Source organism: Micromonospora sp. MH99 (genome assembly GCF_021442385.1).
In the GTDB taxonomy this organism is placed as follows: Bacteria; Actinomycetota; Actinomycetes; order Mycobacteriales; family Micromonosporaceae; genus Micromonospora.
This window is the reverse complement of sequence record NZ_MUZA01000047.1, coordinates 1-12,571: the sequence shown is the minus strand read 5'-3', so window position 1 is coordinate 12,571 and position 12,571 is coordinate 1. Positions and strand designations below refer to the sequence as shown.

13 protein-coding genes and 1 pseudogene are annotated in these 12,571 nt (G+C 72.7%); 9 read left to right on the top strand and 5 right to left on the bottom strand.

Going from position 1 to position 12,571, the window contains the following annotated elements; genetic code table 11:
* Positions 1–67 precede the first annotated feature (67 nt).
* The 4 genes from B0E54_RS22180 (at position 68) to mqnP (ending at position 3,796) form a co-directional block, all read left to right on the top strand.
* The gene (locus B0E54_RS22180) at positions 68–874 is read left to right on the top strand and encodes a helix-turn-helix transcriptional regulator (RefSeq protein WP_234587759.1); all 807 of its coding nucleotides are present in this window, start codon (positions 68–70) and stop codon (positions 872–874) included.
* The gene (locus B0E54_RS22175) at positions 865–1,053 is read left to right on the top strand and encodes a DUF397 domain-containing protein (RefSeq protein ID WP_234587758.1); all 189 of its coding nucleotides are present in this window, start codon (positions 865–867) and stop codon (positions 1,051–1,053) included. Before B0E54_RS22180 ends, B0E54_RS22175 begins: the two co-directional genes overlap by 10 nt.
* A 371-nt stretch (positions 1,054–1,424) precedes the next feature.
* Entirely contained in the window at positions 1,425–2,885 is a 1,461-nt protein-coding gene (locus tag B0E54_RS22170; RefSeq protein ID WP_234587757.1) for a menaquinone biosynthesis decarboxylase, read from the top strand.
* Positions 2,885–3,796 (top strand): menaquinone biosynthesis prenyltransferase MqnP, encoded by a 912-nt coding sequence (gene mqnP / locus B0E54_RS22165; RefSeq protein WP_234587756.1) that lies wholly within the window; start codon positions 2,885–2,887, stop codon positions 3,794–3,796. Before B0E54_RS22170 ends, mqnP begins: the two co-directional genes overlap by 1 nt.
* Here mqnP and B0E54_RS22160 read toward each other — a convergent pair.
* On the bottom strand, positions 3,793–4,755 hold the full coding sequence (locus B0E54_RS22160; protein WP_234587755.1) for a terpene synthase family protein: 963 nt from the start codon (positions 4,753–4,755) through the stop codon (positions 3,793–3,795). The two genes, mqnP and B0E54_RS22160, sit on opposite strands and share 4 nt — an antisense overlap.
* Positions 4,756–4,916: 161 nt before the next feature.
* Here B0E54_RS22160 and B0E54_RS22155 point away from each other — a divergent pair, with 161 nt between their 5' ends.
* Complete coding sequence (locus B0E54_RS22155) at positions 4,917–5,546, top strand: UbiX family flavin prenyltransferase (protein WP_234587754.1); 630 nt, start codon at positions 4,917–4,919, stop codon at positions 5,544–5,546.
* A gap of 100 nt (positions 5,547–5,646) precedes the next feature.
* Here the strand turns inward: B0E54_RS22155 and B0E54_RS22150 are convergent, their stop codons facing one another.
* Complete coding sequence (locus B0E54_RS22150) at positions 5,647–5,913, bottom strand: BldC family transcriptional regulator (protein ID WP_007454516.1); 267 nt, start codon at positions 5,911–5,913, stop codon at positions 5,647–5,649.
* A 269-nt stretch (positions 5,914–6,182) separates the two neighbouring features.
* On the opposite strand from B0E54_RS22150, the gene B0E54_RS22145 reads away from it, so the two are divergent.
* From B0E54_RS22145 to B0E54_RS22135, 3 genes are read left to right on the top strand one after another with little or no spacing between them, the layout of a single operon-like run.
* Positions 6,183–6,641, top strand: coding sequence for an Lrp/AsnC family transcriptional regulator (locus tag B0E54_RS22145; RefSeq protein WP_234587753.1), 459 nt, complete (start codon positions 6,183–6,185; stop codon positions 6,639–6,641).
* Positions 6,642–6,697: 56 nt separating this feature from the next.
* Positions 6,698–7,528 (top strand): SDR family oxidoreductase, encoded by an 831-nt coding sequence (locus B0E54_RS22140; protein ID WP_234587751.1) that lies wholly within the window; start codon positions 6,698–6,700, stop codon positions 7,526–7,528.
* A 31-nt stretch (positions 7,529–7,559) separates the two neighbouring features.
* Entirely contained in the window at positions 7,560–8,651 is a 1,092-nt protein-coding gene (locus tag B0E54_RS22135) for a PLP-dependent cysteine synthase family protein (protein WP_234587749.1), read from the top strand.
* Positions 8,652–8,722: 71 nt separating this feature from the next.
* Here B0E54_RS22135 and B0E54_RS22130 read toward each other — a convergent pair whose 3' ends face one another.
* The 3 genes from B0E54_RS22130 to B0E54_RS22120 all read right to left on the bottom strand — a co-directional run bounded on the left by B0E54_RS22130 (position 8,723) and on the right by B0E54_RS22120 (position 12,134).
* The gene (locus B0E54_RS22130) at positions 8,723–9,343 is read right to left on the bottom strand and encodes a putative glycolipid-binding domain-containing protein (RefSeq protein WP_234587810.1); all 621 of its coding nucleotides are present in this window, start codon (positions 9,341–9,343) and stop codon (positions 8,723–8,725) included.
* Between the two features lie 108 nt (positions 9,344–9,451).
* Positions 9,452–11,362, bottom strand: coding sequence for a DEAD/DEAH box helicase (locus tag B0E54_RS22125; protein ID WP_234587809.1), 1,911 nt, complete (start codon positions 11,360–11,362; stop codon positions 9,452–9,454).
* Between the two features lie 361 nt (positions 11,363–11,723).
* Positions 11,724–12,134, bottom strand: a complete 411-nt coding sequence (locus B0E54_RS22120; protein WP_234587747.1) for a hypothetical protein — start codon at positions 12,132–12,134, stop codon at positions 11,724–11,726.
* Between B0E54_RS22120 and B0E54_RS22115 the strand changes: the two are divergent.
* Positions 12,112–12,571, top strand: a pseudogene (locus tag B0E54_RS22115) (hypothetical protein); the annotation flags it as partial. The gene B0E54_RS22120 and the pseudogene B0E54_RS22115 overlap by 23 nt on opposite strands.

Here is a 12,571-nt window from a genome sequence, read left to right as displayed (position 1 = left end):
TCGTGAGTTCGCTACCTTGCGGCAGGCGGGCCGATGTGGTCCTTCATTCCTGGCGGGAGGTGGGCGAATGGCCCCAGTGGTGTCGACGGTGGCGATGATCCGGGACCAGCTCCGGCGGTCGCGGCTCGCGGCCGGCATGAGTCAGGAGGAGTATGGCAAGCGGGCGCACTACTCACCCTCAATGGTGTCGGCGGTCGAGTTGGGCCAGACCGTGCCCAACCTGGCGTACCTGACCCGGGCCGACGAGGTGCTCGACACCGGAGGGCTGCTGGTCTCGCTGCGCGAGCTGGGCCGGCGGGACGGTGAGCCGGTCTGGTTCCGGCCCTGGTTGGAGGTCGAGCGCGTCGCCACCCAGTTGCGCTGCTTCGAGTCGACGATGATTCCCGGCCTGTTACAGACCGCCGACTACGCCCGCGCGGTGTTCCGGCTCGACCTGGGGCTCACCGCCGAGAGGGTGGAGGAGTTGGTGGCCGCCCGGCTGGAGCGGCAGGTGATCCTCGACCGGGAGCACCCGCCGCAGCTCACCGCCGTGATCGACGAGGCCGCGTTGCGGCGCTTCGCGGAGGGCTGCGCCGGAGTGTTGGCCGATCAACTCCGGCACCTGGTGGCGTGCGCCCGTCGGCCACGCATCCGGGTGCACGTGCTGCCGCAGGCGGTCGGGCTGCACGCCGGCCTGTTCGGGCCGTTCATCCTCGGTCGCACCGCCGACGGCAGCTGGCTCGGCTTCCTCGACAACCAGACCGGCGGCACCGCCGTCGACGAGAACAACGAGGTGGCGACCCTGCTCGGAAGGTGGGAGAGTCTGCGCAGTGACGCGCTGCCCCGGCAGCAGTCCATCGACCTGCTCGAGGAGATCGTGAAGCCATGGATCTGACCGGAGCCCGCTGGCACAAGTCCACCCGGAGCGGCAACAACAGCGGCGCCTGCGTCGAGGTCGCCGACAACCTGCCCGGCCGGGTGCACGTCCGTGATTCCAAGGACCGCGACGGTGGCGTGCTGACCTTCAGCCCGGCCGCGTGGCGCGCTTTCGTCGACCTGGCCCGCACCGACTGACCCGCCACCGGGCGCGCGTGCCGGCCACCGATCGTCCGTCTACCTGCGCCTGGTCGCGCTGACCGCGACGCGCGCCAGGTCCACCCCACGCTCGGAGCGCCCGTGACTGACAGGCGGGTGGTCAGCGGAGCTGACAACGAGTAACTCAACTCCAGTAGCGCGGGACACCGGCGCAGCCGCCCGCACCAGGTGCTCGTCGCAAGATCCGCACAACATCAGGGATGTTGGTGTCTCCAGCGTGTCGGAGGCAGCAACATCCGGGAAGTTGCGCGGATCTTGGGCGCGGGCGCGGGGCGGGCGCACCCGGCCGTCGTGGGTGTCACAGCACCCGCTGTGGGTCGCCCCGGACCCGGTGCGGGAGACTGGGCGTCATGGCGGCTCGTGGCTTCCCGTACACCGATCTCAAGGACTTTCTCGCGGCGCTGGAGCGCGCGGGGGAGCTGCGCCGGGTCGACGTGCCCGTCGACCCGACCCTGGAGATCAGCGAGGTGGTCACCCGGACGGTGCGGGCCGGCGGGCCGGCGCTGCTCTTCGAGCACCCCACCCGGGGCGAGATGCCGGTGGCGATCAACCTGTTCGGCACCGAGAAGCGGATGGCGATGGCCCTCGGCGTCGACTCGCTGGACGAGATCGGCGAGCGGATCGGCGCCATGATCAAGCCGGAGCTGCCGGTCGGTTGGTCCGGCATCCGCGAAGGCCTCGGCAAGGTCATGCAGCTCAAGTCGCTGCCCCCACGCAAGGTCAAGACCGCGCCCTGCCAGGAGGTCGTCTACCGGGGCGACGACGTCGACCTGGGCCGCCTGCCGGGGCTGCAGGTCTGGCCCGGCGACGGCGGGATCTTCCACAACTACGGGCTGACCCACACCAAGCACCCGGAGACCGGCAAGCGCAACCTGGGCCTCTACCGGCTCCAGCAGCACGGCCGCAACACCCTCGGCATGCACTGGCAGATCCACAAGGACTCCACCGCGCACCACGCGGTCGCCGAGCGGCTCGGCCAGCGCCTGCCGGTCGCGATCGCGATCGGCTGCGACCCCGTCGTCTCGTACGCGGCAAGCGCGCCGCTGCCCGGCGACATCGACGAATACCTGTTCGCCGGGTTCCTGCGCGGCGAACGGGTGGAGATGGTCGACTGCCTCACCGTCCCGTTGCAGGTGCCGGCGCACGCGCAGATCGTCCTGGAGGGCTACCTGGAGCCCGGCGAGCGGCTGCCCGAGGGCCCGTTCGGCGACCACACCGGCTTCTACACGCCGGTCGAGCCATTCCCGGTGCTGCACATCGAGGCGATGACCATGCAGCGCGACCCGGTCTACCACTCGATCGTCACGTCGAAGCCGCCGCAGGAGGACCACGGCCTCGGCAAGGCCACCGAGCGGATCTTCCAGCCGCTGCTCAAGCTGATGATCCCGGACATCGTCGACTACGACCTGCCGGCCGCCGGGGTGTTCCACAACTGCGCGATCGTCTCCATCCGCAAGCGCTACCCGAAGCACGCGCAGAAGGTCATGAACGCGATCTGGGGCGCGCACCTCATGTCGCTCACCAAGCTGATCGTGATCGTCGACGAGGACTGCGACGTGCACGACTACAACGAGGTCGCCTTCCGCGCGTTCGGCAACGTCGACTATGCCCGTGACCTGCTGCTGACCGAGGGACCGGTGGACCACCTCGACCACTCGTCGTACCAGCAGTTCTGGGGCGGCAAGGCAGGCGTCGACGCGACCCGCAAGCTGCCCACCGAGGGCTACACCCGAGGCTGGCCGGAGGAGATGACCATGGCCCCGGAAGTCGCGGCCCTGGTCGACAAGCGCTGGAAGGAGTACGGGATCTGATGGCCGTCCTCGACGCACCGGTGGAGAAGCCGGGCCGGGTCAAGTCCTTCCTCAAGCTCGTCGCGATCGAGCACTCGGTGTTCGCGCTGCCGTTCGCGTACCTGTCGGCGCTGACCGCCATGCAGGTGAACGGCGGGCACGTGCGGTGGCTCGACCTGCTGCTGATCACCGTGGCGATGGTCGGCGCGCGGACGTTCGCGATGGCCGCCAACCGGATCCTCGACCGGCGCATCGACGCCCGGAACCCGCGTACCGCCGGACGGGAACTGGTCACCGGGGCCGTGAGCGTGCGCACGGCCTGGACCGGCGCGGCCGTCGCGCTCGTGGTGTTCCTCGTCGCTGCCGCGCTGCTCAACCCCCTCTGCCTGGTGCTGGCGCCGCTCGCCGTGGTGCCGCTGGTCGTCTACCCGTACGGCAAGCGGTTCACCAACTGGCCGCACGCCATCCTCGCGATCGCCCAGGCGGTCGGCCCGGTCGGCGCCTGGCTCGCGGTCACCGGCACCCTGGACGGCTCCTGGCCGGCCTGGCTGCTCGGCGCGGCGGTCGGCCTGTGGATCGGCGGCTTCGACCTGATCTACGCCTGCCAGGACTCCGAGATCGATCAGGAGATCGGCGTGCACAGCGTGCCCGCCCGGTACGGCAGGCGCTTCGCCCTGCACGCCTCCACGGTCGCGCACGTGGTGACGTTCGCGCTGTTCATCTGGTTCGGCGCGCTGGTCGGCTTCGGCTGGCTCTGGTGGATCGGGCTGGCGTTGACAGCTGTCGCGTTCGGCTACCAGCACCTGGTGGTCAGCCCGACCGACCTCAGCAAGGTCAACCGGGCGTTCTTCACCGCCAACGGCTTCGTCGGCATCGCGCTGTTCGTGTTCGCCCTGCTCGACCTGGTGATCCGCCTCAACCTGCGCGGCTAGGCGTTGGTCGGGTAGCGGGCGCTCTCCAGCGTCCAGTCGACGGTGCCGCGCACCGCGTACGCGACCCCGTCGAGATGGTCGATGACCGCCTCGTCCAACGCCGGCCCGAACGACGGCACGGCGGCGCGCAGCGCCACGAACTGTCGCATCGACTCCCGCCAGCGCTCGGCCACCCGGTCGACCGCCTCCGCCGCCGACACGCCCTGCTCGGCCTGCGTGGCCAGGACCAGGTTGTGCCCGCCCGAGGTGGCCCGGTCTCGCTCCAGGGAGGCGACGTCGTTGTACCAGGAGAGCAGGTCGTTGCCGGTGCGCGCGATCTGCCGCAGCAGCGGGTGGTGGTAGACCGGGTCGGGCAGCGGTCGGCCGCTGACGAACTCCACCAGCGGGTACGACACCTCCGCCGCCGACGTTTCCCGGCGCAGCTCGACGTACTCGCCGACGCTGGGTCGGCGGCCGGCCTCCTTGTTGACCGCCTCCCGCCAGGTGCCGTCGAGGTGCCGGGCCACCGCGTCGGCGAAGCGCAGCCGCCACCGGGCCGGCATCCGGCGGCGCGGCTCCCGCCAGGCCAGCACCAGCAGCCGCCGCAGCGGACCGGTCAGGCCGCCGTGCCGCAGCCGGGGGCCGTCGCGCAGCAGTGCCAGCGTGCCGTCGCGCAGCGCCCGGATCTGCGCCGGATCGAGCCGGTTCGGCCCGTCGCACGCGTCGTCGACGAGGAAGAACCACGTGAAGAGAGCGGTCAGCACCCGCAGGTCGGCTTCGCTGGCGTCCGGGTAGAGCCGCCCCGCGTACCGCGCGAAGCCGCCCCGGGCCAGCCGGTGCAGGGCAGCATCGTCCAGCGGCAGACCCAGCTCGGGCAACAGACCGAGCAACCACTGTTGGACCCGGTCCGCATGCGGTGAGAGCCGGGCAGGAATCGGGCACTCAGCGCGCAGCGCCCAGAGGACCTCGCCGGTCGTCACCCCTGCCTCCCGCGCGATCTGCTTCCGGCGCGAATCGCCACCGGCAGCATGTCAGGTCGCCGGGACGAGCAGATACCCGCCCGGACATCTCGGACGGCTCGCGTCGAGGGGATCGCGGGGGTGCCCACCGGCGTGCGACGCCGACCAGGCAGGCTGAGGGCATGCGGGAACCATGGGTGGTCGGAGTCTCCGGAGCCTCCGGCACGCCGTACGCGGCGGCAGTCATCGGCGGGCTGCTCGACGCGGGCGAGCCGGTGGACCTCATCGTGTCCCGGGCGGCACGGCTCACCGTGCTCGACGAGACCGGACGGTCGTTCCGCGACGCGCACTGGGCCGAGGACCTCGCCGCCTGGCTCGGCCGGGACCTGACCGACGCGGACGTACGGCACTGGCCGGCGGGTGACCTGGCGGCCGGGCCCAGCAGCGGCTCCTACCGGGTCCGCGGAATGGCAGTGGTGCCCGCGAGCACGGCGGCCTGCGCGGGCATCGCGATCGGGCTCTCCAAGGACCTGCTGCAACGCGCCGCCGAGGTCAATCTCAAGGAGCGTCGACCGGTGGTGGTGGTGCCCCGGGAGACGCCGGTGACCCGCAGTCACCTGGAGCATCTCATCGCGTTGCACGACGCCGGCGCTGTGGTGCTCCCGGCCAGCCCCGGCTTCTACGGCGCGGGCGCGGCGGCCAGCGCGCAGCAACTTGTCGATTTCGTGGCCGGCAAGGTGCTGGACGCTCTCGGCGTGCCACACACCCTGTTCCGCCGCTGGTCCGGCCAGCTCGGCGCGGCCCGGGGCTGAGCCGTCGGCTCAGCCCGTTCGGCCCGGCCGCCGCACGGGTCGTCGCAGCGGGACGCGGACCGGACTGATGTCCGGTCCGCCTGACGTTGTCCGCACCAGTTCAGTACATGCCGGCGTTGGCCGGACCCGGCCCGGTGGAGGCAGCCGGACCCACGTTGCGTGGCTTTCCGACCTCGTCCACCTCGTCCAGCATGCCCTCCCCCTCAAGCAGGGCCCGCACCTCGGATTCCCGAAACCGGCGATGCCCGCCTGGAGTCCGGATGCTTCCTATCCGGCCGGCCGCCGCCCATCTCGTCACAGTTTTCGGGTCCACCCGAAACAGCGCGGCGACCTCACCCGGTGTCAGCAGGCGATCTCCAGTGTCCACAGCCCCCTCCTCGCGTCGACGAAGCCCCTGGCTGAACACACTGCCCCCGGCTGGTGCGAGCCCAGAGCCGTCATGAGGGACGTATGGCAATTACAGCACCAGGGACCTGGCCTGTCCGCCAAACGCGAAAAATGCACTGAGTGGGAAGTTAGTAAATGGTACTGGTGCAACCCCTACCTAGACCGTCAGTTTATGAACAGTTACTCACTGTTCTGACCAACGGATGCCGAAGGCATCGCGTTACGCCCAACCCGTTAAGGTCACTCTCCGTGGACGCCATCGACCTGAGCCTCGTCGACCTGCTGCGGGGCAACGCCCGCCTCTCGTACGCCGAGCTTGCCCGGCAGGTGGGCCTCTCCGCCCCCGCCGTGCACGAACGCGTCGGCAAGCTGGAGAGCAGCGGCGTGGTCCGGGGCTACCGCGCGGACGTCGAACCCGAGGCGATCGGGCTGGGCGTCACGGCGCTCATCGGCATCGTCGAGGACTCCGGCGCGGACTCCGACGACATGCTGGAGTCGCTGCGGGTGCTGCCCGAGATCGAGTCCTGCTACTTCATGGCCGGCGTCGAGTCGTTCCTGCTCAAGGCCCGGGTCGGCACGATCGCCGAGCTGGAGCAGCTCATCGTGCGGCTGAACCGGACCCCCGGGGTCGCCTCCACGCGCACCGCCATCGCCCTCTCCACCAAGTGGGAGAACCGCCCCCAGGCGGTCGGCCCGCAGCCCGCCTGACCCTGCTGCGCCGCGTACCCCTGGTGTCGTGCCGCGCACGGCGGTAGCGTGCGCCGATGACCTCGCCGGAACGCGGCGCGGCAGTGGTGACCGGGGCCGCCGGCGGCCTGGGCCGCGCCGTCGCCGCAGCGCTGCACGCCGACGGCTGGTCGGTGCTGCTCACCGACCTCGACCCGGCCGCGGCGGCGGCAGCCGCCGTGCCGTTCGGTGGCTGGTCGGCCGCACTGGACGTCCGCGACGAGGCCGCGTGCGCCGAGATCGCGGCGCACGCCGCAAGCCGGGGCGGCCTCGGCCTCTGGGTCAACAACGCCGGCATCCTGGTCACCGGCCCCTCCTGGGAGCACGACGGGCCGACCCGCCGCCGCGTGCTCGACGTCAACGCGCTCGGCGCCATGAACGGCACACTCGCCGCGCTGGCGGTGATGCGCGACCAGGGCCACGGCCACGTCCTGAACATCGTCTCGCTGGCCGGGCTCATCGCCGCACCCGGCGAGACGGTGTACGCCGCCAGTAAGCACGCACTGCTGGCATTCAGCCTCGGCACCCTGTCCGACCTGCGGATGGCCGGGTACCGGCGGGTGCACGTCTCCTGCCTCTGCCCGGACGGCATCTGGACCCCGATGCTGCACGACCGGCTGGACGATCCGGGCGCGCTGGCCTCGTTCACCGGGTCGATGCTGACCCCGCAGCGGGTGGCCGCCCGGGCGGCCCGGCTGGCCCGCCGGCCCCGCCCGGTGGTCAGCCTGCCCCGCTGGCGGGGCGCTCAGGTCCGGCTCCTGGACGCCCTGCCCCGACTCGCCGTCGGACTGAATCCTCTCGTTGAGGCCGTGGGTCGGGCCGGGCAACGCCGACAGTCACGCCGGTCGACGCCTCCGGACCGCGGCTGAGCGCCGCTGGCCTGCTTGCTAGGTTTCCCGCGTGACTCATCTCGACCGGTGCGACGAGGCCAGCCGCAGCTGGGTGACCGAGGCGATCGCGGCCGTCGAGGCGGACGCGAACCGCTCGGCCGACACCCACCTGCTGCCGTTCCCCCTGCCCCGGGCCTGGGGAATCGACCTCTACCTCAAGGACGAGTCGTCCCACCCGACCGGCTCGCTGAAGCACCGGCTGGCCCGTTCGCTGTTCCTCTACGGCCTCTGCAACGGTTGGATCGGGCCGCGCACCACGATCGTCGAGGCGTCCTCCGGCTCCACGGCGGTCTCCGAGGCGTACTTCGCCCGGATGCTCGGGCTGCCGTTCATCGCCGTGATGCCCGCCTCCACCTCGCCCGAGAAGATCACGCAGATCGAGTTCCAGGGCGGCCGCTGCCACCTGGTGGACGACCCGGCGAGCGTCGTGGTCGAGGCCCGCTGGCTGGCCGAGGACTCCGGCGGCCACTTCATGGACCAGTTCACGTACGCCGAGCGGGCCACCGACTGGCGGGGCAACAACAACATCGCCGAGTCGATCTACGCGCAGCTGGGGCTGGAACGCCACCCCATCCCGGCGTGGGTCGTCGTGGGCGCCGGCACCGGGGGCACCAGCGCCACCATCGGCCGGTACGCCCGCTACCGCCGCCTGGCCACGAAGCTCTGCGTCGTCGACCCGGAGAACTCCGCCTTCTATCCGGCCTGGCTGGCCGCCGACTGGTCGGTACGCACCGGCAGGGGCTCCCGCATCGAGGGGATCGGCCGGCCCACCGTCGAGGCGTCCTTCCTGCCATCGGTCGTGGACCGGATGGTCCAGGTGCCGGACGCCGCCTCGCTGGCCGCGATGCGCGCCGGCTCGGCGGTGCTCGGCCGGCGGGTGGGCGGTTCCACCGGCACCAACCTGTGGGGCGCCTTCGGCCTGATCGCCGAGATGCTCGCCGAGGGTCGGACCGGCTCGGTGGTCAGCCTGATCTGCGACGCCGGTGACCGGTACGCCGACACGTACTACTCCGACGACTGGGTGGCCGCCCAGGGGCTCGATCTGGCACCCCATGCCGCGACCATCGAGCGCTTCCTGACCACCGGCGCCTGGCCCGCCTGAGCAGCGCGTTCCCGCCCGCAGTCGCGCGGGCGCTGGCCTGCGAGCGAGCCCGGTCTGGGCTGTCGGCCCGGTCACCGTGGGTCGATGCGCTCCGCCAGACCGGGGTAGCGCACCACGTAGCCGTCGGCGTCCAGGTCGATGTCCGCCGTGAAGGTGCCGCTGGCGAACCGGACCCGGCCCGGCCCGAGCCCCGTGTAGATCTGCTCGGCCGGCACCACCTCCAGGCCGGGCAGCAGCACCCACGCGACGGTGATCCGGCGCGGCATGTCGGCCGGCCCGCTGGTCAGCCCGAGCCGGCGCACCGGCACGGCATTGAACAGCGGCGAACCGCTCAGATCGACGTCGAGCGCCTCGGCCAGGCGATCCGGATCGTCGGTGCCCGGCAGGCCGGACCGGGGATGCCCGGCCCTGGTCAGCGCCGCGTCCAGGTCGCCCTGCTCGGCGGTGGTCACCCGCCACCGGGACGCCGCCCGCTCCAACGTCACCCGGCGCAGCCAGCCCGACCCCTCGGCCTCGACCTCGACCCGGGCGGTGCTCCAGTCGGGCGCCGTGGCCAGCCGGTAGCGGGCGGTGAACGGAATCGGGTCCACGGCGAGCAGCGTGCCCCGCGCCGCCAACCCGTCGCCGTCGGTGAACAGAGCCTGCTCACTGCCGGCGGTGTCCGTCCGGGACCAGAAGATCGACTTCGCCATGGTCGCCATGAGCCGGACGTTACGCGACCGGACCGACATCGGCCACGGCATGCGAGAACGCCGCCGCGAAGCGTGCGCTCCGCGACGGCGTTCCGGTGGATCAGTGGATCAGTGGGTACGCGCCGCCGGCCGGCCGCCGAAACCGCGACGGTCGTCGCGCGGCCGGTCGTCCCGACCGCGGCCCTCGGAGCGGTAACCACCCCGGGTGTCCCGGTCGGCGAAACGCCGCTCACCGGCCGGCCGGTCACCCCGGTCAGCCTGCGGCCGGTCGCCGAAGCGCCGCTCGCCGGTGGGCCGGTCGCCGGTGGGCCGGTCGCCGGTGGGCCGGTCGCCGGTGGGCCGGTCGCCGTACTGCCGGTCACCCTGCGGGCGGTCGCCGTAGCGGCGCTCGCCCTGCGGGCGGTCCCCGTACTGCCGGTCGCCCTGCGGACGGTCGCCGAAGCGCCGCTCGCCGGTCGGCCGGTCGCCGTACTGCCGGTCACCCTGCGGACGGTCGCCGTAGCGGCGCTCGCCCTGCGGACGGTCGCCGTACTGCCGGTCGCCCTGCGGGCGGTCGCTGAAGCGGCGCTCGCCGGTGGGCCGGTCGCCGTAACCCCGGCTGTCCCGATCGGCGTAGCGGCGCTCGCCCTGCGGTCGGTCGCCGTACTGCCGGTCGCCGGTGGGGCGGTCGCCGTAGCGGCGCTCGCCCTGCGGCCGGTCGCCGTAGCGGCGCTCGCCCTGCGGCCGGTCGCCGTAGCGGCGCTCGCCACTCGGCCGGTCACCGAAGCGGCGCGGGCCCCCGGAACGGTCGTCGAAGCGGCGTGCGCCGCCGGAGCGGTCACCGAAGCCGCGAGGCTCCGCCTCCAGGCGAACCGGGACGCCGCTGGGCTCGCGGGCACCGATCAGCTCGGCCAGCGCCGGGTCGCCGAGCCGGACGCGGGTCTCGGCCGGCTCCACGCCGGCCTTCTCCAGCATGGCGAGGGTGGTACGACGCTGCTTGGGCAGCACCAGCGTGGCGACCGCGCCGGACTCGCCGGCCCGGGCGGTACGGCCGGCGCGGTGCAGGTAGTCCTTCGGGTCCTTCGGGGGGTCGACGTGCAGCACCAGGGTGACCCCGTCGACGTGGATGCCCCGGGCTGCCACATCCGTGGCGACCAGGACGTTCATCCGGCCCTCACGGAACTCGGCAAGGGTCTTGGTCCGCATCCGCTGGGTCTTGCCCCCGTGCAACCCACCGGCCCGTACGCCGACCGCCGCGAGCTGCTCGACGAGCCGGTCCACACCCAGCTGGGTGCGGGCGAAGACCATGGTCCGCCCGTCGCGAGCGGCGATCGACGCGGCCACCGGGAACTTCTCGTGCGGCGGGATCAGGAGCATGTGGTGATCCATGGTGGACACCGACGCGGTGGACGGCGCGGTGGAGTGGGTCACCGGGTCGTTCATGAACCGCTTGACCAGCGCGTCGACGTCACCGTCGAGGGTGGCCGAGAAGAGCAGTCGCTGACCGTTGGCCGGCGTCTTCGCCAGCAGTTCGGTCACCTCGGGCAGGAAGCCCATGTCGGCCATCTGGTCGGCCTCGTCGAGCACCGTCACCTCGACGTCGTCGAGCTGGCAGATGCCCCGCTCGATGAGGTCGCCGAGCCGACCCGGGGTCGCCACGATGATTTCCACGCCGCGCCGCAGCGCGTCGATCTGGCGGTCGTACGGAACACCGCCGACGGCGGTCTTGAGGAAGATGCCGACGGACTTGCCCAGCGGCACCAGGGCGTCGTTGACCTGCATGGCCAGCTCGCGGGTGGGCACCAGGACCAGGGCGCGCGGACGCATCGGCCGGGCCCGGTTGCGGTTGGCCAGCCGGGCGATCATCGGCAGACCGAAGGCGAGCGTCTTACCCGAACCGGTCTGCCCGCGGCCCAGCACGTCGCGGCCGGCGAGCGCGTCCGGAACGGTGGCCCGCTGGATCTCGAACGGGCTGGTGATGCCCTGCTGCGCCAGCGCGCGGACCAGCGGCTCGGGCAGGCCGAGAGCGGCGAAGCTCATCGGCTCGGTGGTCTCGGTCGGCTCGGCCTGCGCGGTCGCTGCCGGCGCGGTGCCGGCCTCGCTCGGGGCGACGTCGAGCTGCTCCCGGGCGGTGTCGGCCGCCGGGACTGAGTTGTAAACGGACGTAACGGTGCTGGGGTCAGCAGAGGTGGTCAACAAATGCCTTTCGAGCGGGGCGCATCTTCGCGATGGCCTGCCGCGGCTGTGCCGCCGGATCGCCCGCAAGATCGCCCAGGGGCGCGCACCACGCGCGCCGGGTCAGTGATCTCGACCAGTGTACGGCGGTTCGGCGAAGCCGCCAGCCGGTTGACCGACGGTAGTGGGCGGACTCACGGACCGGCGAACCCGTCCGGTCGCCGGATCAGCCGTTGAGCACGCCGCCCACCAGGCCGTCCAGGGCGTCGTTCGCGAGCAGAACGACGAGCACGCTGATCCCCACCAGCAGCGCCAACGCGGCGATCAGGACGATCACCACCCGGGTGTTTCGCGACCGCTCGGCCGGCGTGTCCGACCAACCCTGGGCGAGGATGTGCCCGGTCAGCGAGCCGGAATTCTCCACCGCCGCGTTGGCCGGCAGGGCGATCGTGGCGAACCCCGGGCCCTCACCGCCGCCGTAGACGGTGCCCGCCAGGTCGGTGCCGCCGTCGCGCCTTCCGGCGGGCGGGCCCGCCGGCGCGTCGCGCCGGGCAGCGCCGCCCGGCGGCGTGGTCGTCCGGTAACCCGTGCCACCGGCCGCCGGCGTGCCGGCGGTGGACGGTGGCCAGCTCGGCAACGCGGGCGCGGGCACCACAGGTGGGGCCGAGACGGGAACCTCGGCCCGGGTGCTGCTCGTGGCCGACGACGTGGCCTCCGACGCCCGTGCGCCACTCGGGGCAGACGACGTGGCACCCGACGTCCAGGCACTGCTCGGGGTCGACGACGTGGCACCCGACGTCCGTGCGCTGCTCGGGGCCGACCAGGCGGCCTCCGACGTCCATGCGCCGCCCGAAGCCGACGGTGCGGCATCCGGCGACGGCTGTGTCCCGGTCGGGGCGGCGTGCGGGGCGCTGACGGCCCGCGGTGCGGCGTCGGTCATGGACGGCCAGGCGGCCGGCGGCGCGGAGACCGGGGCGGTGGCCCGTACGCCCGGCGTGCCGATCGTCGCCGGGAACGGCGGGAATGGTGGCGCCGGCATCGGACCGGGCGGCGGCGGTGGCGCGGGCACCGGAG

Excerpts from the sequence above, each read along its gene's own strand:
- B0E54_RS22170 (WP_234587757.1), top strand. The coding sequence starts at position 1,425 with ATGGCGGCTCGTGGCTTCCCGTACACCGATCTCAAGGACTTTCTCGCG.
- B0E54_RS22180 (WP_234587759.1), top strand. The coding sequence starts at position 68 with ATGGCCCCAGTGGTGTCGACGGTGGCGATGATCCGGGACCAGCTCCGG.
- B0E54_RS22175 (WP_234587758.1), top strand. The coding sequence starts at position 865 with ATGGATCTGACCGGAGCCCGCTGGCACAAGTCCACCCGGAGCGGCAAC.
- B0E54_RS22130 (WP_234587810.1), bottom strand. The coding sequence starts at position 9,343 with ATGGCGAAGTCGATCTTCTGGTCCCGGACGGACACCGCCGGCAGTGAG.
- B0E54_RS22140 (WP_234587751.1), top strand. The coding sequence starts at position 6,698 with ATGACCTCGCCGGAACGCGGCGCGGCAGTGGTGACCGGGGCCGCCGGC.
- mqnP (WP_234587756.1), top strand. The coding sequence starts at position 2,885 with ATGGCCGTCCTCGACGCACCGGTGGAGAAGCCGGGCCGGGTCAAGTCC.
- B0E54_RS22155 (WP_234587754.1), top strand. The coding sequence starts at position 4,917 with ATGCGGGAACCATGGGTGGTCGGAGTCTCCGGAGCCTCCGGCACGCCG.
- B0E54_RS22125 (WP_234587809.1), bottom strand. The coding sequence starts at position 11,362 with ATGAGCTTCGCCGCTCTCGGCCTGCCCGAGCCGCTGGTCCGCGCGCTG.